At 34.6% G+C, this 22,753-nt stretch carries 25 protein-coding genes and 1 riboswitch; of the genes, 3 read left to right on the top strand and 22 right to left on the bottom strand.

Annotation, left to right across the window (positions count from 1 at the left end):
• Positions 1–210 precede the first annotated feature (210 nt).
• Positions 211–888 (bottom strand): (d)CMP kinase, encoded by a 678-nt coding sequence (cmk, locus tag ACFWDE_RS15630; protein WP_002149374.1) that lies wholly within the window; start codon positions 886–888, stop codon positions 211–213.
• Positions 889–1,019: 131 nt separating this feature from the next.
• A complete protein-coding gene (locus ACFWDE_RS15635) occupies positions 1,020–1,193 on the bottom strand; it encodes a DUF5359 family protein (protein WP_377893261.1) in 174 nt (57 codons plus the stop codon).
• 212 nt (positions 1,194–1,405) lie between these two features.
• Between ACFWDE_RS15635 and ansA the strand changes: the two genes are divergently transcribed.
• Entirely contained in the window at positions 1,406–2,380 is a 975-nt protein-coding gene (gene ansA / locus ACFWDE_RS15640) for an asparaginase (protein WP_080019176.1), read from the top strand.
• 32 nt (positions 2,381–2,412) lie between these two features.
• Here the strand turns inward: ansA and ACFWDE_RS15645 are convergent, their stop codons facing one another.
• From ACFWDE_RS15645 to ACFWDE_RS15700, 12 genes are all read right to left on the bottom strand, one after another.
• Positions 2,413–3,393, bottom strand: a complete 981-nt coding sequence (locus ACFWDE_RS15645; RefSeq protein ID WP_377893263.1) for a YpdA family putative bacillithiol disulfide reductase — start codon at positions 3,391–3,393, stop codon at positions 2,413–2,415.
• Positions 3,394–3,502: 109 nt separating this feature from the next.
• Positions 3,503–4,033, bottom strand: coding sequence for a peptidoglycan recognition protein family protein (locus ACFWDE_RS15650; protein WP_002149378.1), 531 nt, complete (start codon positions 4,031–4,033; stop codon positions 3,503–3,505).
• A gap of 80 nt (positions 4,034–4,113) precedes the next feature.
• Entirely contained in the window at positions 4,114–4,350 is a 237-nt protein-coding gene (locus tag ACFWDE_RS15655) for a DUF3961 domain-containing protein (RefSeq protein WP_002149379.1), read from the bottom strand.
• A 94-nt stretch (positions 4,351–4,444) separates the two neighbouring features.
• Positions 4,445–4,654: a hypothetical protein gene (locus ACFWDE_RS15660; protein WP_377893264.1), complete on the bottom strand. Its 210-nt coding sequence runs from the start codon at positions 4,652–4,654 to the stop codon at positions 4,445–4,447.
• An 80-nt stretch (positions 4,655–4,734) separates the two neighbouring features.
• Positions 4,735–5,997: an NAD-specific glutamate dehydrogenase gene (gudB, locus tag ACFWDE_RS15665; RefSeq protein WP_377893312.1), complete on the bottom strand. Its 1,263-nt coding sequence runs from the start codon at positions 5,995–5,997 to the stop codon at positions 4,735–4,737.
• 372 nt (positions 5,998–6,369) lie between these two features.
• Positions 6,370–6,978 (bottom strand): genetic competence negative regulator, encoded by a 609-nt coding sequence (locus ACFWDE_RS15670; protein WP_002011786.1) that lies wholly within the window; start codon positions 6,976–6,978, stop codon positions 6,370–6,372.
• A gap of 77 nt (positions 6,979–7,055) precedes the next feature.
• Positions 7,056–7,931, bottom strand: coding sequence for a MerR family transcriptional regulator (locus ACFWDE_RS15675; RefSeq protein WP_377893265.1), 876 nt, complete (start codon positions 7,929–7,931; stop codon positions 7,056–7,058).
• Positions 7,931–8,707, bottom strand: coding sequence for a metallophosphoesterase (locus tag ACFWDE_RS15680; RefSeq protein ID WP_377893267.1), 777 nt, complete (start codon positions 8,705–8,707; stop codon positions 7,931–7,933). Before ACFWDE_RS15680 ends, ACFWDE_RS15675 begins: the two co-directional genes overlap by 1 nt.
• 69 nt (positions 8,708–8,776) lie before the next feature.
• Positions 8,777–9,256 (bottom strand): LysM peptidoglycan-binding domain-containing protein, encoded by a 480-nt coding sequence (locus ACFWDE_RS15685; RefSeq protein ID WP_002149396.1) that lies wholly within the window; start codon positions 9,254–9,256, stop codon positions 8,777–8,779.
• A gap of 22 nt (positions 9,257–9,278) precedes the next feature.
• Positions 9,279–9,842, bottom strand: coding sequence for a CPBP family intramembrane glutamic endopeptidase (locus ACFWDE_RS15690; protein ID WP_002149398.1), 564 nt, complete (start codon positions 9,840–9,842; stop codon positions 9,279–9,281).
• A complete protein-coding gene (locus ACFWDE_RS15695; protein WP_377893270.1) occupies positions 9,842–11,371 on the bottom strand; it encodes a RecQ family ATP-dependent DNA helicase in 1,530 nt (509 codons plus the stop codon). Before ACFWDE_RS15695 ends, ACFWDE_RS15690 begins: the two co-directional genes overlap by 1 nt.
• A complete protein-coding gene (locus ACFWDE_RS15700) occupies positions 11,361–12,422 on the bottom strand; it encodes a YpbB family protein (protein WP_002149404.1) in 1,062 nt (353 codons plus the stop codon). The genes ACFWDE_RS15695 and ACFWDE_RS15700 overlap by 11 nt, the downstream gene beginning before the upstream one ends.
• Before the next feature lie 297 nt (positions 12,423–12,719).
• Between ACFWDE_RS15700 and ACFWDE_RS15705 the strand changes: the two genes are divergently transcribed.
• Positions 12,720–12,968, top strand: coding sequence for a ferredoxin (locus ACFWDE_RS15705; RefSeq protein WP_001151994.1), 249 nt, complete (start codon positions 12,720–12,722; stop codon positions 12,966–12,968).
• Between the two features lie 113 nt (positions 12,969–13,081).
• Here the strand turns inward: ACFWDE_RS15705 and ACFWDE_RS15710 are convergent, their stop codons facing one another.
• Positions 13,082–13,660, bottom strand: coding sequence for an ECF transporter S component (locus ACFWDE_RS15710; protein WP_377893272.1), 579 nt, complete (start codon positions 13,658–13,660; stop codon positions 13,082–13,084).
• 163 nt (positions 13,661–13,823) lie between these two features.
• Positions 13,824–13,963, bottom strand: a riboswitch (FMN riboswitch).
• 247 nt (positions 13,964–14,210) lie between these two features.
• Between ACFWDE_RS15710 and ACFWDE_RS15715 the strand changes: the two genes are divergently transcribed.
• Entirely contained in the window at positions 14,211–14,897 is a 687-nt protein-coding gene (locus tag ACFWDE_RS15715; RefSeq protein ID WP_002149409.1) for a hypothetical protein, read from the top strand.
• A gap of 163 nt (positions 14,898–15,060) precedes the next feature.
• Here ACFWDE_RS15715 and ACFWDE_RS15720 read toward each other — a convergent pair whose 3' ends face one another.
• The 7 genes from ACFWDE_RS15720 to resA form a co-directional block, all read right to left on the bottom strand.
• On the bottom strand, positions 15,061–15,675 hold the full coding sequence (locus ACFWDE_RS15720; protein WP_377893275.1) for a peptidoglycan DD-metalloendopeptidase family protein: 615 nt from the start codon (positions 15,673–15,675) through the stop codon (positions 15,061–15,063).
• Positions 15,676–15,760: 85 nt separating this feature from the next.
• Entirely contained in the window at positions 15,761–16,342 is a 582-nt protein-coding gene (locus tag ACFWDE_RS15725; protein ID WP_002149412.1) for a cob(I)yrinic acid a,c-diamide adenosyltransferase, read from the bottom strand.
• Between the two features lie 141 nt (positions 16,343–16,483).
• A complete protein-coding gene (gene resE, locus ACFWDE_RS15730) occupies positions 16,484–18,259 on the bottom strand; it encodes a sensor histidine kinase ResE (protein ID WP_002064501.1) in 1,776 nt (591 codons plus the stop codon).
• Positions 18,259–18,975 carry a DNA-binding response regulator ResD gene (gene resD / locus ACFWDE_RS15735; RefSeq protein ID WP_002064500.1) on the bottom strand — a complete coding sequence of 239 codons (717 nt, stop codon included), beginning with the start codon at positions 18,973–18,975 and terminating at the stop codon, positions 18,259–18,261. Before resD ends, resE begins: the two co-directional genes overlap by 1 nt.
• A gap of 301 nt (positions 18,976–19,276) precedes the next feature.
• Positions 19,277–20,434, bottom strand: coding sequence for a cytochrome c biogenesis protein ResC (gene resC / locus ACFWDE_RS15740; RefSeq protein WP_002064499.1), 1,158 nt, complete (start codon positions 20,432–20,434; stop codon positions 19,277–19,279).
• Between the two features lie 14 nt (positions 20,435–20,448).
• On the bottom strand, positions 20,449–22,071 hold the full coding sequence (gene resB / locus ACFWDE_RS15745) for a cytochrome c biogenesis protein ResB (RefSeq protein WP_377893276.1): 1,623 nt from the start codon (positions 22,069–22,071) through the stop codon (positions 20,449–20,451).
• 124 nt (positions 22,072–22,195) lie between these two features.
• Positions 22,196–22,717 (bottom strand): thiol-disulfide oxidoreductase ResA, encoded by a 522-nt coding sequence (gene resA, locus ACFWDE_RS15750; RefSeq protein ID WP_002064495.1) that lies wholly within the window; start codon positions 22,715–22,717, stop codon positions 22,196–22,198.
• Positions 22,718–22,753: the final 36 nt, after the last annotated feature.

The raw sequence follows: 22,753 nt of genomic DNA on the forward strand, positions 1-22,753 counted from the left end.
ATATATTAATTCTATATAAATAGTATACAGCAAAATCGTCTTGAATAAAGTATGTTTTGAAATATAATAGCGAATATATTCTGACAGTTTCATTTCTCTTTAACTAACTTCTAATAAATTGACTCATTTGTCAAGAAAAGCAACTCATAATTCACTTATCCTTTACAATTCTAAACAAACAAAAAAAGAAAGAGGATAATCCCCCTTTCTTTATTTCGCAAACACTCCTGAAACAATCCCCATAATTTTTTGGACAACCTCTTCAATTGATAAAGAAGTTGTATCTAATTCCAATGCATCATCAGCTTTTTTCAAAGGAGAAACTTCGCGTTCTGAATCTAATTTATCACGCCTAGCAATTTCTTCTTTTAACTGCTCTAAATTAGAATCGAAACCTTTATTCATATTTTCTAAATGTCTTCTTTCCGCTCTTTCTTCTACAGAAGCAAGCATAAAGATTTTCACTTCAGCATCTGGTAGTACATGTGTACCAATATCACGACCATCCATTACTACGCCGCCTTTTTTAGCTAACTCTTGTTGACGACGTACCATTTCTTCACGAACAAGACGATGCTTTGCTACAATAGATACTCGATTCGTCACATCTGGCGTACGAATCACTTCAGAAACATCTTGTCCATTTAAAAATACAAGTTGTGTATTTTCCCCTTGCTGAAATTCAATATTTACATTTTTTACAACTTCCATTAACTTTTCTTCATTTTCAATATCCACTTTTTGTTCAAGGGCTGCATATGTAATAGCACGGTACATTGCGCCTGTATCAATGTACACATATGAAAGTTTTTTCGCAACAACTTTTGCAACTGTACTTTTCCCAGCAGCCGCTGGACCATCTATAGCAATCGAAATTTGTTTATCCATTGTAACACCTCATTTTTCACTTATAAAAACAAAACGAAAAGCAGGTATTCTCCCCCTGCTTCTTCTCATTTGCCTCACGTCATTAAATCCTCAATTATTGTAGCATAATCCATCATAGAAGAAAATGAAAACTACTTATTCACCTGTAAGATTTCCGCCTTATTTCGCGTGACGACACCTTCGTAATAAACAATTTTCGATAAATATTTCACTGAAGATTTATGTATAAAAAGCAGTTGGACGACAGAAAGACAAATAAATTGAATCAGTAATATACGAATTATAATTTTCTCCACTTTTTTCAAAAAACTCACTCCTTCCCTCTCTACACTTACACATCGTCTCCTATAATTTTCCATAAACAAAACCTAACCTAATAACCACTTACCGAAGCACACTTAAAGTAATTTATTTTATTGTCATTTTCTAACCATACTTTTATACATTTTCATTGTCGAATTTACTCAAAACATGTTATGTTCTAAATGTATTTTTCAACTTGAAAGGGGTATAAGCATTGAAAAGAATCCTAGTTTTACACACAGGTGGAACAATTGCAATGGAGGAAGATAAAGAAACCGGGGTCGTACAACCAGGTGAAAAGAATCCTCTTTTAAAATTTATTCCTGATTTAGAAGGCGATGTTGATTTAATTGTCGAAGATGTGTTCCATCTTCCATCTCCTCACATGACTCCTAGCGAAATGCTACAATTACAAGTCATCATTGACGAAAGAGTAAGACAAGATGATATTCACGGCGTAGTCATTACGCATGGTACCGATACATTAGAAGAGACAGCTTATTTTCTTGATTTAACAGTTCAAGCAACGATCCCAATCGTTGTGACAGGAGCAATGCGTTCTAGTAATGAATTAGGCGCTGATGGTCTATATAATTTCTTATCAGCTGTAAAAGTTGCTAGTAGTAATGAAGCTGCTAAAAAAGGCGTTCTAGTCGTATTAAACGACGAAATACATTGTGCTACAAATGTAACAAAAACGCACACAAGTAATGTCGCGACATTCCAAAGTCCACAGTACGGACCAATTGGCATGGTAACAAAACGTGGTGTTGTTTTCCATCATGCTTTAGTGCATCACGAAACATGCACAGTACGACAAATTTCTAAAAACGTTGTCGTTCTAAAAGCATACGCAGGTATGGATGATACATTATTATCAGCAATTGAAACACTACCAGTAGACGGAATTGTTATTGAAGCACTTGGACAAGGTAATTTACCTCCAAGAACACTTCCAAGTCTAGAACGATTAATAGGCAAAGGAATTCCTGTCGTATTAGTGTCTCGCTGTTTCAACGGTATCGTTCAAGATGTATATTCGTATGAAGGTGGCGGCAAGCAATTGAAAGATATGGGCGTTATATTCACATACGGTTTAAATGCTCAAAAGGCGCGTATTAAATTATTAGTCGCATTAGAGAATACAAATTCTCATGAAGCAATCCAAAATATGTATATGCACGATTAAAAAAGAAGCTGTCGAATTTCGACAGCTTCTTTTTATTCTTCTCTTGATGCAATGGTTTGCGCAATCGCATCTCCATGGAATCTACCGTTCTCGATAAATATTTCATTTGCGTTATTCCCCGCAGCAATTACACCTGCAATAAAAATATTTTCAGCGTTTGTTTCCATACTACCCTGTGTATAAATCGGGCGTCCTGTTTCTTCATCAATCCGAACTCCCATTTTTGTTAAGAAGCTGTGGTCTGGATGGTAACCCGTCATAGCAAATACAAAATCGTTTTGAATTGTATTTGCCTCACCATCTACTGTATACGTCAACGTATGCTCAGTAATTTCTTTTACATGCGCATGGAAATGCATTTGAATTGTCCCATTTCGTACTAGCGCCTCAAATTCCGGCAAAATCCACGGCTTAATACTTGGCGAGTATTCCCCGCCACGGTATAGAACTGCTACACGTGCACCCGATTTAACAAGCTCTAACGCCGCATCTATACTTGAATTTTTACCACCTATTACGACGACATCTCGATCAAAATAAGGATGTCCTTCTTTGAAATAATGAGCTACTTTCTCAAGTTTCTCACCAGGTACATTCATATAATTCGGGTTATCATAATATCCAGTTGCGACAACAATGTATTTCGCCACATATATTTCTTTGTTTCCATCACGCTTCTTCGTTTCAACTTTAAAAACATCACCATCTTTTTGAACTTGTTCCACTCGTTCAAATGCATTTACACGTATAGATTTACGCTTTACTACTTCACGATAATACGCAAGCGCTTGATTACGAAATGGCTTACGATTTTCTGTAATAAAAGCAACTTCACCAATTTCTAATTTTTCACTAGAGGAGAAAAATGTTTGATGAGTTGGATAATTATAAATTGCATTTACTATGTTTCCTTTTTCGATTACTAACGGATTTAACCCCACTTTTTGCAACGAAATCGCCGCTGCTAATCCGCATGGACCGCCTCCGATAATAATAACTGTTTCTTTTTGCATACTCGGTTCACTCCTAGTCTTCTACCTCTGCTTTATTTATATAAACAAGAAAAAACCTACTTACAGCAGTAGGCACCTATCTTTATTGTATTCATTTTTCATATATTTGTCATCTAAACGAAACATACATCCGATAGACATCTGCTAAAAACTGCTGAAATTTAATTCCTTGTTGCCCTAATACATTTTCAGGATCGATTTTCCGAGTAGGATCCAACGTTTTGTGTGACACAATAGCCTTTTTAGGATTTAAACCGAAATTTTGACATAAATAAGCATGATACCATGTAAAACGAGTATATGCCTCCCAAAAGTTTACGTCGCCACCATAGCAAAGTTCAACCCCAATTGCGGCCTTATTCGCATCATAACCGAATAAATCATTATCCGTTGGCACATTGTATCTAACATGATACGCAACTTCATTTATAGGGACAATTTCTAATATTGTTTTATCATCAATAAATGTATGCGCTGAAGCTTTCGGTTGTATTTCATTAAAGTAATCCCGATTTCCTATCGCATTGCTACCAGGGTTCCCCGTGTCATGACTTACAATAAATCTTACTTTTGAAAGAGGAATTCCTGGTCGTGAATTTCCATACCCAATATAATTACGCTCAATAGGGAACATCGCCATTACTACCAACTCCCGCTCTAAAAAATTACCTTACTTCCTTATATATGTATTCGGTGGCAATGTCCTTATGGCATTATTTCTTATGCGAAGAGAAAATCGAAAATATTTGATGTGAATACCATAAATAATACAATACTTACAGCCACTCCGTAAAAACCGTAAAACCAAACACAATCTTCTTTCGTATCTAAACCGAAAAACTTATTTACTGATTGTAATAATGATCCACGCTTACTATGATTATTTCGTAAAACTTCCACTCGTTCCACAACATCTGCTGGCATCATAAATCTTTGGTCTACTGTCATTTTCATCATTTATCTCTCCTTAAAATCGTTTCCGTTTTGCTTATCTAAGGAAAGTATAGCACGTTTGTTCGTGTAGAACAAGCGTTCTTTTTTATTTTTTATTCTATTTTTCAACAAGCCAAGTAATAATTGTGAATATAAACGCGATAATTGGTCCAACTACAAATGCACCAAATATTAAAAACAATAATCCTTCACCGAACACCCGAACGATACTTGTTTTTCGGGCTCTCTTAGCTCTTGCAAGTTCACCCTCTAACACCTTAACCTTTTCTTCTAATTGGTCTACTCGTTCCATCATTTCATTCCCCATATACAACACCTCATTTAATACTTCAACAAAAAAACGTGATTCCCTCGAAAGGAAATCACGTTTTCTCAAAACATTATATATTATACCCAACCTCTGAAGCGACTAGCCTCAGCCATTTTACGAACACCAATCATGTACGCAGCTAAGCGCATGTTCACTTTACGAACTTGTGATGTTTCATAAATTGAATCGAATGATCTTACCATTACTTTTTCTAAACGTTGTTCTACTTCTTCCTCAGTCCAGTAGTAACCTTGGTTATTTTGTACCCACTCAAAGTAAGATACCGTAACGCCACCAGCACTTGCTAATACGTCTGGAACAAGTAAAATACCACGATCTGTTAAGATTTTTGTTGCTTCTAATGTAGTTGGACCATTTGCAGCTTCAACTACAATTTTCGCTTTAATCTTATCAGCATTTTTTTCTGTAATTTGGTTCTCAATTGCAGCTGGAACTAAAATGTCGCAATCAAGTTCTAACAGTTCTGTATTTGAAATTGTATTATTAAATAGTTTTGTTACAGTACCGAAGCTATCGCGACGATCTAGTAAGTAGTCAATATCTAATCCATTCGGATCATGTAGTGCACCGTAAGCATCTGAAATTGCAATTACTTTCGCGCCTGCATCATGCATAAATTTAGCTAAGAAGCTACCCGCATTACCAAATCCTTGAACAACAACGCGTGCACCTTTAATATCAATGTCACGTTTTTTCGCAGCTTCACGAATACAAATTGTTACACCTTTTGCAGTTGCTGTTTCACGTCCGTGTGATCCACCTAATACAAGTGGTTTACCTGTAATAAATCCTGGTGAATTAAATTCATCGATACGGCTATACTCATCCATCATCCATGCCATAATTTGTGAGTTTGTAAATACATCTGGAGCTGGAATATCTTTTGTCGGACCAACAATTTGGCTAATTGCTCGTACATAACCGCGGCTTAATCTTTCTAATTCACGGAAAGACATCTCACGTGGGTCACAAATGATTCCACCTTTACCTCCACCATATGGTAAATCAACAATACCACATTTTAAGCTCATCCAAATAGAAAGTGCTTTCACTTCATTTTCTGTTACGTTTGGATGGAAGCGAATTCCACCTTTCGTTGGACCAACAGCATCATTATGTTGTGCACGATATCCTGTAAATATTTTAACAGTCCCGTCATCCATACGAACTGGAATTTTCACTGTCATCATACGAATTGGTTCTTTCAATAATTCATATACTTCGTTTGGATAACCCAATTTTTCTAATGCTTCATTAATTACAATTTGTGTTGAATTTAACAATTCAAAATGTTGTTCCCCTTGTTGTTGTGTTTTCATTTGAGTTCCCTTTTCGGCTACCATAGTAAGTAAACCCCCTGTAATTTCACTTGTTTAGTAAACCTTCATTGCCTAGTATACACCGTTAAATTTGGAATGCAATAGAAAACGCTAACAAATATATACAAACTATTTTGCATTGCAAGCGTTTTCACTATTATTATAGTCCTTTTATTGCTTTTAGAAAAGTAAAATACTTAAATATTTAAATATTTTTTATTTTCATCAAAATACATTCGATAAAACAATTATTTCATCAAGAAATACTGATTACATTTTAACATACAGATCGGTTAGTCTTGTTACCTACACTTCGTTTTATAGATTTTAGATTTTCAGCTGAATAAAAATAAAACCTCAAGCTACGTTACATTAGCTGAGGTTTTGTTTTTTCACAAAGTAATTGTATATTTGTTCAATCGCTTGAGAATCCATTAATTCTTTACCATATTCCATTACGCGGTAAATTGTTGCTGTTGACGGATTACCGTACTCCGCTAAAATAGCTATAAAATCCGCCTTCAATAATTGAAATTGCTCTTCTTCTTCTATCCAAAGATAAAAACGATCATCCCACGTATACAACTTCCCATCAGTTACACCAAGGTTATATAAGCGATTTGACAAATTGATTACATCATCTAATGTAGCAAACTCGTAAAGTATATGTTCACTTTCATCAAGAGTCACTTGCATTTCAATAAACTCGTCACGGAACTCATCTTCTGTGTCCACTTCGTGATTTTCTTTTGTTACAATTACAACCATACCTTGAGCTTGTAGAGAAAATACTTCAACAGCAATCGGTCCATCCGCTTCAAACCCTAATTCTGTATTTGCTTCTTGCATCATATCACGGAATAGTTGCTGTACTTTCGGTGCATTTCTCCACAAATCTTCTTTCGTTAATCCTCGTTCAGATAAATCATCAAATGTTAGGAAAATTTTAATCTTATTATAATTTAAACGTTCCAGTCTCATCTCATACCCTCCCTACGTAACCATTGCATCTAATTTTTATTATATGAAATAGAAAATAGATGGTTCTTTTCGAACGACTATTCCGACATCTTTAACCATCCATCCCATTCTTCTTTCGTGTTACCAATTAGGATATTTTGAAGATTTAATTGATCTCCAATGCCTTTTCTTCCTATAAAACCACCAGAGATGTTTTCATTTTTTTCTTGCAACAAGTCAATAAATTCTACTGCCTCTTCAAGTTCTCGTTCATCATCAAAAGATATAAACAAATATTTAGGTTGTAATTGTTCAATAGCTAGTAAAATACCTTCTTCATCTAAACTTGTCCCCATATACATTGTTTGATATCCTTTTAGTCGTAAATACGTCGCGAAAATAAATCCTTTTAATATATTATTTTCTAAAACGAAAACTTTGTTAACGGAAGAATACACCGACGCATTATGATAGATCATTCCTAAACGTGTTTGTAAGAATGATACAACATATTTGAATTGCGACATTGTAATCTCATTATTACTTTTTAAGGTTAACAACTTGTTTGCCACTTGAAGAATGATGCTTGCAACAACCTTTTCCGTTGAATATATACTAAAAACCTCGTTTAATAATGCAGAAATTGTAATTTCATCAAATTCTAACAAAGCTTGTAGTATATCGTCCACTAAAACAACTTCTGTATCAGTAATTTTTTCTTTTTGAACGTTGTTCTGCAACCGATTCCCTTCTAATAACTGAACTGCTTGTCCAATCATCATCCCCTCAGAAACTTTATTCATTAACCATTTCAAAATATGAATATGCTCTTCTGTATATAAACGATGCCCCGCACGATTTCTCTTTGGGGCAATAATATGATAGCGTCTTTCCCATGCGCGAAGTGTACTCGGTTGAATTCCGAGTATATTCGAAACAGCTTTTATATTATATGTCCCATTTAAAGTCGGCATTATTTTCCTCCGCATAACGTAATGATATGTGTTTGGGAAGGTGCCCGAAAACGAAGAGGGAATAATGTTGTTCCATACCCATTACTAACAAAGAGAGTCGTATTAGAATGCTTATATACACCACCCTTTAAATACTTTTCAGATGGAAACAACCGAATCTGACCTCCATGTGTATGTCCACTTAATACGAGCGAAATTTGTTCGTTACCAGACATTTTCTTTATTATATCTGGGTTGTGACTAATTAAAATGCGAAAACCTTCTTCTTTACAATCAGACAACGCTAAATCTAAACGATCTCGTTCTAATCCAACATCATCGATACCGAGTAAGCAAATTTTCTCTCCTAATTCAGACTCAAATACAAATCTTGTATTATCTAATACCTTCACATTATTTTCTATTAATAAAGCATCTAATTCGTGATATTCAATTTCATAATCATTATTTCCCCATACAAAATATACAGGGGCTATTTCTCTTAATTTTTGAATATTTAAAGAGATTTGTGATAAAGGTACTCCTTTTTCAGCTAAATCGCCGCCAATAATTACGATATCTACTTTTCCTTTTACTCGTTCAATTAGCGCGCTAGAAATGACCCTTCTATGAATATCCGAAATAAAAAAAACATTAACTTTTTGAAAACTTTCCGGAAATTCTTCGAATACTAAAGTATGTTCCAACACTGTATTACGCATCGCTTCTTTATACATTCCAAGAAGACATACAAAACCAATGCATATGAGAGTACATAATAATATAATCCATGACATATATTTTTTACTCTCCCTCCTCGTAAAGTATAGTCCTTAATTTTATGTGCAGCTATATCACTCATTTAGCTAGCTCTCATACTTCGTGGACTTATCTTCTATAGGAATTTTCAATTCTTGTCCTACTTTCACTTCGTCTTCTTGTAAATCATTATACTTTTTTATTATTTCTATCCCATTTTCATCCGAGAAATATTGCTTCGCTATACTTTCTAAAGTTTCTCCATCTTTCACAACATGAGTTGCTACTTTCTCAGACTGCTTCTTTGATTCAGTCTTAGCTGAATCAAAAAAAATCACTTCAAACGCACTTTTCTCAGCATTATTACTATCACTTTTTACCTGTATATACTTATCCGTATACCATAGGATACTAATAGGTAACAATATGAATAAAAATGTTAACACTCGGACGAAAATGTGATTCATTTTAAACTTTGGTTTGTTCTCTTTATTTCTATGAATTTCACTACGCGGCGGTAAACCTTCATCTTCTTCCACTCGCTCAACTTCTAACTCCTCTTCAAAATCAGGAATTCGTTTTCTCACGTTGTTCACCACCACCTTCCATTTATTTTCTTAATTGGAGCCCCATTATAAAATCAACAAGAAAGTGTGCAAAGATTGTTATAAATAAATTTCCTGTCCACTCGAATACATAGCCAAAAACAAAACTAATAAAGCAGACGAAACAAAACAAAAAAGGCTTCGTTATATACCGAATATGTAACACAGCAAAAATTAAACTCGCTATTACAATTCCGAAATGAGTCTGCACTACACCTCTAAATAAAAACTCTTCCGCAAAGCCAATAATAAACGTGATAACGAGTAAATGCATGACAGAAATCCCTTGAAACATTCTATCGTTAATACCACCATCATCAAACCAAGATTCTGGAAAGACTCGCATTGCAACATAATCTAATAACACAATACAAATCGCTAACAAGCTACCTATTACAAGTATAGAAACCGGTTCCCATTTCCACAAACTATAAACTTCTCTTTTATCTTGAAATAATATATATGCTAGTAAACAACCGATACCAATAATGATTAGTTGTGTTATGTAGAGATTCAGTCTTATTTCTCTCGGACTCATATCTTCAACATTATGCCTTTGAATGTTCATCATTCCTCCATCTTCCCTAGGCCGAAAAGCTTTTGTAACTCTGTTTCCCAATTATAGTCGAAAACTAACTGTTGCGCTCGTCTTTTTTTATAATCCGTTTTTGTAATACCACAGTAATCACAACAGTTTTCTATCTCTTTTTCTTTTCTATAACCGAATTGTTGTAATAAATATTCACGTCTACATCCTTGAACTTGTATCCATGACTTCATATTTTCTAGCTCACTATATTTATTACGCAGTCTCACTTCCACTTCCGCTATTAATCTGTGCATTATTTCATCTGACAAGCTCTCTAGCATGAGATTTCGCTGTTGTATGATTCCAAGATGTTCGAGATGATAACGTGTAAAACGCCAATACTGTTCATTAAATCTTGCTGCATTATAACAAATTTCTTCTACATCTTCTAATGGTAATACTTTCGTTTGAAACATTCTTTCTTGTAGTAACGAAAATAAAAATTGTATTTGCGATTTACTTGGTAATTCATCTTCAATGATTGAAATTGGCAAATCGTGATCCAATGGACTACATAATAAAATGGCTATACTCAATTCTCCATCTCTTCCCGCTCTTCCAATTTCTTGTAAATAGGAAGCTACATTTGTCGGATATTGAAAATGAATAATATATCTTGTATTCGCCTTATTTACCCCCATCCCAAAAGCACTTGTACATATTACAATTTGCAACTGGTCATTCATAAACTGTTGTTGAATTAACATACGCTCTTCATGTTCCATACCACCATGATAAAAAGCTACACCTGTAATTCCTTTTCCTCTTAAATACTCGGTTAAACGCTCTGTCCAGGCCCTACTTGAACAATAAACAATACCAGGCCCTTGCAAATACATTACATGCTCAAAAAGCGCCTCTTTTTTTTCTTCTATTGTTTCCACAAATTGCACTTCCATCGCAATATTTGGACGATCAATTGAGTACACATGCTCAGCGATATTTTTCAGATTTAAACTTACCGCTATATCTCGCAGTACATCCTTTGTCGCAGTTGCTGTTAATGCTAGTACTTTCGGAGATCCGATACTCTCAATTACTTTATCTAATTTTTTATAATCTGGCCGGAAATCATAGCCCCATTGTGAAATACAATGCGCTTCATCTACGACAAATAATGAAATATGAATTTTTTTCAATTCTCTTATTAGAAGTTCCGACTGCAACATCTCTGGTGATACGAAAACAAATTTATAAAAAGATAGCTTTTTCATTGCTTCTCTTTTTTCAATTAACGTCCGAAAACTATTCAATGCAATAACTCGATTTTTCACGACATACTTTAATTGCGTAACTTGGTCTTCCATTAAAGATAATAATGGTGATACAACAAGCACCGTACCCTCTTGCAGAAGCCCCGGAAGTTGATAACACATTGACTTTCCCCTTCCAGTCGGAAGCATCGCTACAACATCTTTCCCTTCCAATAAGTCCGTAATAACTCCTTTTTGCCCCGGACGAAATTCAGAATATCCAAACCACTTATATAAATATTCCTCAAGCTTCATTTATACCCTCCATCCGCGCCAATACAAGACGGACTTCAAAATAAGAGATTTCCTCTCCAACCGCTTGCTTCAACACACGCAATTTACGTGTTTGTAATGCTTCAATTACTTTTGTTACTTTTTCTATTTTTTCTTTTTCCATAAACATCTCAATAGAAAATTCTTTTTCTCGTAAAGCAATTTCTACAAAATGGTCTTCTATCGTGGCAACCTTCAAATTCCGAATTGTTGCTATTTCTTCTAAAGAGCGTCCTTGTTTCCAAAGATTATATGTTTTTTTCGTTGATAAGCTAAATAAATCAGCTTTCTCATTTGGATAAGATATAATTTCAGCTAATAATGGAAACTCATTTTCTTTATTGCGAACTTCTTGAATAAGGAAATGAATTGTACCCCAAAATAAAAAATAAACTCGAAATATATCTTGTTTCGTAATTTCCGCTAATTGTTGTAAAGTACACCCAATGCGTTCATACCCAGTTAACCGATATGTTACGATTGTCGCCTCTACTGGATTATTTTTTTGTAAAAGAGTATGCATTTCCTTCCATAATCTTTTAGCCAATTCACTTCTCATATATGGTATTCCAGTGAGGAAGCGTTTCACCCACATCATTATTTCTGTATCCTGTTGAATTGGAATAAATTTCGTATTCGCCTGTTGTAAATTCGAAATGGTTTGAACTATCAATGATAATCTCCTCCAAAACGTTTCACCTATTTCACCATAGTGTAAACCATTTAAATACGTTGGAAAGGCAAAGTCACCTTCCCATTTGTTTAATTGCATGTTACCAGCAGTCGTTAACACATATGTATTATCATGTATACCTTGAACTAAATCCGTTCGTAACAACCTTGCAACTTCTTGATCATAATCAGCTCTATTTAATGACTTATAAATCCCAAACAAAAAAGAAATTTGAAACATATTCCCATCTTGTAATGTTTGCGACGATCTCTTTCCTTTTAATAAATAATAAATCGAAGAAACGGTTCTTTCACCATTCAATTGTTTTAAACAATATAATAAAGTATATTGTAGCTGCATTACCGCTTCCACCTCTCTGTCTAACTTCATTCCTTTTTCAATACGATTGCACATTAACTGCTATTCATTTAACTTATCATATTCACACTACATGCTTGTATATATTCTATTGTATCAAACGAAATAACATTTAAGTATTTTGAAAATCTTATGAAATAATTCAAAAATAAGTTGACACTCTAATTGATAAGCATTATCATTATAATTTTATGTTGAAAAGTTTTAAAAACCGTTTTACAATAAGGTTATAATTTTTTGGCGAACTTTTCACATACATATTATCAGGAGGGAAAAAAGATGGCAAAATATACAATCGTTGACAAAGATACTTGTATCGCATGCGGTGCTTGTGGTGCTGCTGCACCAGACATTTATGACTATGATGATGAAGGTATTGCATTTGTAACATTAGACGATAACCAAGGTATCGTTGAAATTCCAGATGTATTAATTGAAGATATGATGGATGCATTCGAAGGTTGTCCAACTGACTCAATTAAAGTTGCTGACGAATCATTTGATGGCGACTCTTTAAAATTCGAATAGTCTTTTATTAACTTCAAACCCCCCTCATAAGTATGAGGGGGGTTTTTGCTCTCTTTTTCATTCTCACTAACAAAAAAACCATTGGCAGCGTAACTGCTAATGGTTTAATATTTTTAAGCATTTTTCATTTTTGTAAATACCCATACTTTCAAGCGTGAAAATAATGCTACAAATACAATTGTTACAACAATCCCTTTAATTACATTAAACGGTAATATCGCCGTTACAATAGTTTGTCGCATAATATCATTAGACATAGCTGGTGAATTTAAAAACCAAGTGTACGCTGGTAAAATAATAAAGTAGTTTAACACACTCATAATAACTGTCATAGTAATTGTGCCTAGCATTAATCCTGTCGTTAAACTTTTTACTGTGCGATACTTTCGGAATAAGAATGCTGCTGGACCAATAAATAAACATCCCGCTATAAAGTTTGCTACTTCTCCTACTGGTACTCCCGTTAAACTTCCTTGAATCCCGTAATGCAAAATATTTTTTATCGCTTCTACAATTACACCTGCAATTGGACTAAAAATTATCGCCGCAATTAAAGCTGGCACATCACTAAAATCAATCTTTAAAAATGGCGGAAGCCCTGGGAATGGAAAATCCAACATCATTAGTAAATACGCAATACTACTTAGCATCGCTACACTCACCATCTGCACTACACTGTTTTTTTGTTTCATCTTTCTCTCTCCTTTTCCATCGATCTTCTCATGGAAAGTGGAAAGGTTCTGCTATGCCCATTTTTTCATAGAACGAAAAAACCCTTTGTGATTTACACAAAGGGAGAATTTTAAGGCACATCAAACAGACGTTCAAATACTTATCTTTTTTGAACGCTTGAACCTCCATCTTCTCCCATCCAGACTGTACTGTCGGCTTTGGAATCACACCAAATCCTGCCTTAACGGCTCGCGGGCTTAGAACGAAATTATTAACTGTTCATCACCGCCGGTCGGGATTTTCACCCTGCCCCGAAGATAGACCGATATTCTATTTTCCACTTCATTATACAACAACATGATCGTATTGTGAACAAAAAAAGTGTAACTTATTAAAAATAAGTTATTTATTTTATATTATTAAAGAAGCAATCACTATATTTTACAATACAACCCATATTTTTTATAATTCGGTATTTCTCTTATGAATCCCCTAGTCATATGTCGTCAAAAGTGATAAGATGTTGAATTGTTAAGATAAGAACATTTTCTGAATTATGGAGGAAATGTCATGAAGAAAGATAAAAGACACTCTATTCGAGAAGCAATGAAAAAGAACTTAAGAAAAGAATACTTTTATTTGAAAAAAGAATTACTTTTCTACTGTCCAATTGATCTAGGCACATTCTCAAGAGAGACATACTACGCTACTTTTGACCAAGATGGCATAAGTATTTATCAGTATGATAAAAAAACAGAAAGTAAATTAAAATTGTGTGAGCGTCATCCATGGAAGAGTTGGAATAAGGTAAAAGTTGATCACTATTTAACAACTTCTCAATTTATTTTCCAAGGTGAGCGAAACTGGATTTTATCCCTTTTCCAAAAAGGAAAAGAAGCTCAAAAAATAATTGAAGAACATACATCTTTACAAACAGAAGTTGTTTCCCGTCCTTTTTCCAAGAAACTTCCTGGTTTCCGTTCTGATACACCATTGAATAAATACATCGGTAGCATTTGTTACACTGCACTTATTGCATTTTTATTAAAATGGATGATTCCATTTCAAGCACCACAAATCGCCCTGTATTCTCTTTCAATTGGCTTTATGCTTCTTGGTTTACTTTGTCTTACAATTGGTCTAATCGAACCAACTATCGTACTATTTCGGACAAAAGAAAAAACAAGAACAAAAGTCTTTTACTTATATAGCTACTTAGCTATTTCTGGATTTATATGTGTCTTTATTTTTTGGTAAAAGAAACCGTCCCAAAAGATCTTTTGGGACGGTTTTTCGTTAGTAATAGATTGCTCTTATTGTCGCATTTTGTTATTAAGTCGATATAATTTCATTTACTATCGTAATCTTAACTAAGAAGAAAATAAATCTATTCAAAAGTTATGCTTTGGGGACGTTTCCTTTACTTAACGTATAGTTGTTGATTCGGATAGATTTGCTCTTGTCGCAATCCATTCCTCACTTTAATTTCTTCAACTGTCATACTAAATTTCCGACCAATGCCAACTAAAGTATCACCTTTTTGTACAACATATAGCGATGATGACACAACTTGATTTTTTTGTTCATTTAAAACAAGCAACGGATTCATCGCATTCCTTTTCTCCATCGTCCATCTCCCTTGATGCACTTCTAAATGTAAATGCGCTCCTCGCGATTCTCCTGTATTCCCTACCTCTCCAATTAGCTCTCCTTTTGAAATGTTATCCCCTTGAACTACATATCTCTTATTTAAATGCGCATAAACAGCCTCATATTCTCCATGTTTAATAAACACAACATTTCCATAACTACTTGAAAAATAAGACTTTGTCACCTTACCATTTTGAATAGCTGCAACAGGCGTTCCAATAGGCGCAGCTATATCAATACCATAGTGTTTCCCATGTCTTGTCCCAAAATAATCACTTAGCTGCCCATCAACAGGCCATAACCACTGATTCTCTTCAGCGTAAACATGTAATTGAGATAAAAATAATATACTCAATATCACCACGCCACATTTTAACGCTTTCATATACATCCTCCGTTTTCTAATAACCGTCATACCTTCTCTATTGTGGGATATTACAGAAAAAAGTATACAAAAAAAAGAAAGTGAATTACTCCACTTCCTTCTCTTCTTTATTACGAAAAACAAGTGCACTGCGGTTATATTCCACATCTTTCACTTGTAAACGTGCATTTATTACTCTAGCAAGCGCAAATAAATAATCAGATAACCTATTTACATACTTTAGAACAATTTCATTAGTTTCTCCTTCTTTTTGCAATGACACTATACAACGTTCTGCTCTTCTTATAACTGTACGTGCAATGTGTAGTGCAGCCGATACCTCGCTACCGCCTGGTAAAATAAAACGCTCTAACGGCGGCGCTTCTTCTGTATACGAATCAATTCGTCTCTCTAAATACTCGACCATCTCTATCGTTACTTTATAAGGGATTTTCTTCTCTACTATTGCTAAATCCCCTCCACAATCAAATAGTTCATGTTGAATATTTTCAAGTTCGTTATAGATGTTACGAAAACATTCCTCTTGTAATTTAGACATGGCATATCCGATATGAGAATTCGCCTCATCAATTGTGCCATAAGCTTCTACACGTATATGATCTTTATCCACTCGGCCACCTATGACACTCGTTTCCCCTTTATCACCTGTTTTTGTATAAAGTTTCATTTCATTATGGCACCTCTCTTTTTATTTTCATTCTGATTATTAAAGAAAAAAACTTTACCATTCTTTATTTAATTGCACTTACAAAAAAATAAAAAAACAGTAAAGCTTTTATTCATGATCAACTTTAAAAAACTTATACATCTAAATTATACGATTTGGTAAATATACAGAGAATATAGTTCCTTCTCCAACGACACTTGATACAAAAATCTTTCCGTCATGACCTTGAACAATATTTTTAGCAATAGCAAGCCCGAGTCCTGTTCCAACTTTTTTCCCGCGCGTTCTTGCTTTATCAGCTTTATAGAATCGATCGAACAAGAACGGAATATCTTCTTCTGGAATACCAGCACCTGAATCTTGCACTTCGAAAGTAAGGCCACTATTTTTCGTATTAATTACAAGTGTAACATGTCCACCTGCATTTGTATGACGGATTGCATTATCAATTAAATTCGTCAGTACCTGTTCCATACGGTCTGCATCAAACGGATATTGTTCAATTGGACTTTGGAAATCCACTGTTAATTGGACTTCTTTATCCTTTGCAATCCCTTGGAATTTACGGCCAATTTTTTCGACAAATGGATGAATATCTACTTCACCTATATGTAACTCTACATGCCCACTTTCCATACGGGCTAAATCTAATAACTCATTTACAAGTTTACCTAAACGAACAGATTCATCATAAATAATTTGAACAAACTCATTAATTTCTTCTTTCGTTTGCACAATATCATCTAAAATTGCTTCACTATATCCTTGAAGCATTACCATCGGTGTACGGAGTTCATGTGATACATTTGCAATAAAGTCTTGACGCATTTTCTCCAGACGACGCTCCTCCGTCATATCTCGCAATACTGCTACAGCTCCACGAATTTTTGTCTGATTGTAAAGCGGTGTCATAAGAACTACGTAGTTACCTTTTTGCAAATTAATTTCAACAACTTGTTGTTGCTCACTTTCTACAACGAGATGGAATAGTTCAACAAGTTCAGAAGGCAGTTTTTTACTTAACTCCACTTCTTTTTCTTCTTGCCAAACTTGTAAGAAATGTTCTGCCGGTGGGTTGATAACAACGACTTCACCTTCTTGGTTTAACGTAATAACACCATCTGCCATACTACTCAAAATGCTAGCTAACTGCTCCTTTTCTTGCTGCAGGGCATTCATATTAAACTTCAACTGTTTCCCCATTTGATTTAAAGCAGTTGCAAGCTCACCAATTTCGTCCTGCGACACCATAGGGGCTTTCGTATCAAATTTCCCGCGCGCTACCTCAAATGCAACCTCACGCATTTTGCGAAGCGGTGCCGTAATTCGAGTAGATAAGAAAAATGCAAAGAAAGTTGTTAAAATAATCGCAATCCCAGCTGATAAGAAAATAAAATCAGTCGTTCTCTCCATACCTTGTATTGGAACTTGCAATGATTCATATACAAACACCGCACTTTGATTTTTTGACTGTACTGGTTTACCGACGATCATAATATCATTTTCAGTGTTCTTATTCTTCCTACTATTGGAAGCTTTTCTAATATTATTCTTAATATCCTTTTTATCTGTAAAAACAGCTGCTAATTCTTTATCATTTTTCAGATCATCTATTGTAAGAGTAACTAATCCTTCTTGTTTCGGCGAAGAAGAAATTTCCTTACCATCTTCTACAATGATAATCCTTGAAAGTGGATCAGAAAATTTGTAAGCAATATCCTCAATCGTTTTTACATCGGCACCTTCTTCAATTAATTCCGTGACACTTGTTGCAACTTTCTGAAGCCTAGCTTGACTCATATCAACATAATACGTTCTAAAAAACTGTGAAAGTAAAATAGCAACAAATCCAAGAACAAACGAAACGAGAAGTAATATGGTCATCCATAACTTCCCTACTACACTTCTCCAAAGCATCAGTCGTTCACAACCTCAAACTTGTAACCAACGCCCCAAACGGTAACAATCATCTTCGCTGCATCTGGTGATTGTTTACTTAACTTTTCACGTAAACGCTTTACATGCGTATCAACTGTACGTAAATCTCCGAAGAACTCATATTGCCATACTTCTTTTAACAATTGCTCACGGTCAAAAACTTTATCCGGTGCTTTCGCTAAAAATAATAGTAATTCATATTCTTTCGGTGTTAAGTTTACTTCATTACCATCCGCTGTAACGCGGTGCGCATCATTATCAATTGTTAAATGAGGGAACACAGTAACATCTTTCGTCGTTGTATCTTGTGTAAAGAATGTCGTTGGTACAGCGCGGCGTAATACCGCTTTCACACGAAGTACTACTTCACGCGGGCTAAACGGCTTTACAATATAATCATCAGTTCCAACTTCAAACCCTTGTACCCTATTTATTTCCTCACCTTTTGCTGTCAGCATAATAATTGGTGTCGCTTTCTTCTCACGAATCCCTTTACACACTTCGATACCATCTTTACCAGGCATCATAATATCCAATAGGATTAAATCATAATCATTTTGTAACGCCATTTCTAAAGCTGTATCACCATTATCCGCTTCTTCAATTGTGTATTGCTCTCTTTCTAAATACATCTTTAATAAACGACGAATACGATCCTCATCGTCTACAATTAAAATTCTTGATTCATTTTCCATTTCTACCCGCTGCGTACTTTTACCACAACGGTTTACACCTACCCTTCTACAATATAATGTTGCACCTATCCTCGCTTAATTAAGCATTTTTTAACGTTCTACTTCCCATATTATGCTTCACAAGAATAATAAAGTTTGTTCATTTTTTTTCCAAAACTATGTATTTTTTTTGAACAGTATATTTGGTCCTCGACATCATTTTACAGAATCAACCGCTACTTTGTCATGTTTTTCTCAAAAAAGAAGAAAATTTGACAAAAATAAAATAGGAAAGTGACATACACTCTCCTATTTTATTTCTCTATGCATATGAATGTAAACCCGCGATAATTAAGTTTACTACAATAAAGTTAAACATAATGATTGCAAAACCAATTACTGCAAGCCAGGCGGATTTTTCTCCATGCCATCCTTTAGATAAGCGTAAATGTAATACCGCAGCATAAAAGAGCCAAGTAATAAGCGCCCAAACTTCTTTTGGATCCCAACCCCAAAAGCGCGTCCAAGCGATTTGAGCCCAAATCATTGCAAAGATTAATGCTCCTAATGTAAACACTGGGAATCCTATCGCAATAGAACGATACCCAATTTCATCTAATAAATCACTATTCGTATTCTTTACTAACGGCTGAAGTGCCGCTGACACTCGCTTACGTAAAACAAGTCTTAATACAATATAAAGTAGTGTTCCGACTAACACTGACCAAATAACAGTATTTAATTTTTTCGCATTTACAATCGCGGGGACTTCAACTGTTGGCTCTAATTTATTTTCTGTCATTAACTTCCCTTCATGCGGTCCAACTAAAGCAGGGAGATTATACTTCATCTCAACTTGTTGTTCATTTTTATCAACCCATTGAAACTTCGCTTCGTATTTCATACTAGAAAATACCGTTGTGATTCCAATAAATCCAACTGTACAAACAAGTGTAAAAACTACTGTCTCTAACCAAAATGTACGCTTACTTCTTATTGATTGATCTACATTTTTCAGTAAATACATTACGCCTGTAATAAAACTAATTGCTAATATTGCTTGTCCCGCTGCCGCTGTCGTTACATGAATATGTAGCCAATTACTCTTTAAAGATGGGATAAGCGGCGAAATTTCTCTCGGGAACATACTTGCATAAGCGATTAATAAAAGAGCTACCGGTAAAGCAAATAAACCAATAATACTTACACGATATACAAAGTACATAATGATAAAAGCTCCCACAAGCATCATGCCGAAAAATGTACCAAATTCAAAAAAGTTACTAACTGGTGCATGTCCTGATGCAATCCATCTTGTAACAAAATATACTATTTGCGCAATAAATCCTAAAATTGCTATAGTTATACCTATATTTGCCCATTTATGACCTTTTTCTTTAATTGCTCCTCCAAAAAATAAAGTTGCAATTAAATATAAGATGAACGCGGCGAACAGAAAATTACTACTTATTTGTACCATATCGTTTCCCCACCTTAACTAGTTTTTTTATCATTTATTTTATCGTGTGGTTGTGGAATCGCTGTTCCTTCTAGTACTCTTTCAATATCTTTCTTTAAGCCGAACCAATTTTTATTCGTATGGCCTGCAACCCACCATTCATCATTAACACGTTGTATCCAAATACGGCGATGGTTCCAATACATACCTTGAATCACACCAACCATAAATATAAATCCTCCAATACCGAGAATCCAAAGCGTCAAATCTTTTCTTACTGTAAGAGCTGTTGCATTTTGCATTTCCACACCTGCAAATGACATTTTATATTTATTATTCCCGTCAGGCTCTATGTTTTGCTGAATACCGACGAAACTAACTTCACCATCTGGTGTTTCCGGGGTAAACATTTTAAAGACGAATGCAGGATTATTCGGTAATTTTGTTTTCGTATTCGGCCTTCCATTCTCATCAAAATAAAAATCAGGAAAATAGCTTAATAGTTCTAGAGAATACCCATTTCCTAAATCATATTTTTCTGTAGGATTCGCTAAATCTACTTTAATCGGTCCCCACTTTTGATTATTTTCTTTGTTTTGCAAATGGAAAGACATGCTTTTAAATTCACTTTCTTTGTAATCCACTTGATAAACAGCAAATTGATCAAATTTCAGTGGCTCATTCACTCGAATTTCAGCTTCTTTTACCTTTTCTAATTTTGGTTTTTGACCCGCTATATTTTCTCCTACCGCTTTATATAATACAGCATTTGTTTGGAAGTTTTTCGCAATCATTTTATCACCAACACGATCAATTGCTTTATCAAAAACTTCTTTATCCTTACTCTTATCATAAACTTCCTTGATAAACTTTTCGTTTTTCAAATAGTATTGACCATCTGTTCCTGGTATTTCTTTCGTTTCACCGTCACGTAACCAAAGTGCTTCATCTACATACATACTCGGTAAAAAACGTAGCATTGCACCGAATAGAAAGATAATAAGACCAATATGGTTTATATATGGACCCCAACGGGAAAAACGTCCCTTTTCCGCTAAAACGTTCCCGTCTTCCACTTTCACATTATAATTACGTTTCTTTAAATTAATTTGAACTCGTTCTAAGTCACCTTCATGCGGCGTACCAGTCCCGTGCACTCTCTGTCTTTTTAAAAAACTTGGGTGTCTTTTCACCCCTTGTTTTTTTAAAGCTTTATAAAGAGGAATGACACGGTCTAAACTACATATAACAAGTGAAATACCAATGGAAGCAATTAAAATCATGTACCACCATGATCCATATAAATTATTAAATCCTAATTGATAGTATAATTGTCCTAAAAATCCATACTCGGTCTTATAATATTCAGCTGGTTCGATTCCTGGAGTTATGTACATTTCTTGGGGAAAGATAGTTCCTATTGCCGATGCAGCTAAAGTTATTACAATTAACCATACACCTACTTTTACAGAAGAGAAAAAACTCCAAATTTTATCGACTATCGTTTTTGTATGTGTGAGAGATCTCCGGGCACTCCCCTCATATCTCATATCCAATAATTTCATATTTTCATTACTTTCAAATGGTTTCCCACATGCTTCACAAAAAATGGTTCCTATCGGATTAACATGTCCACATTCACACTTAATCTCTTTCAAAGCTCTCACCGCCCTTTTATCTATATGTACTATTGTATATTCCAGCTCAGAGTTACCGCAATACTCAGAATTCTTAAAACGAAGGCGCTATACGTAAGCACCTCTTATGTAAAGGCTTTCTTAATTATGGAGTAATTTTCTTTAAGTACTCTTCCAATTGTTCCTTCGTTTGCTCACCTATAATTTGCTCTACTACTTTGCCTTCTTTATCAATTAAAAAGGTTGTTGGTAATGGGCCTACTCCATATGTACCTATGATCTTTTGCCCTTTATCAATTGCAACTGGGAATTTCAAATCATATTGTTTCACAAAGTTCTTCACTGCGATATCCGTTTCATCTGCATCTAAGGCAATAATTTCAACGCCTTTTTCTTTATATTTCGGATATAACTCATTCATATAAGGCATTTCTTTTTCACAAGGTTTACACCAAGTTCCCCAAAAATTTAAAAATACACCTTTTCCCTTTAAATCTTTTAATTCAATGTTCTTTCCTTCTAAATCAGTTACAACAAAGTTAGGTGCTTCTTTTCCAATTTGCATTTTCTCTTTATCAGTAAAAAATCCTTGATATAGCGTAAACCCTACCGCACCGCTTAAAATGAGCAAAATGATAACACGAAATAATAAGCGATTTTTTTTCATATTGTCTCCCCTCTCTTCGACGAGTGATAAATATAT

Source organism: Bacillus sp. NPDC060175 (assembly GCF_042728695.1).
Classification (GTDB): Bacteria; Bacillota; Bacilli; order Bacillales; family Bacillaceae_G; genus Bacillus_A.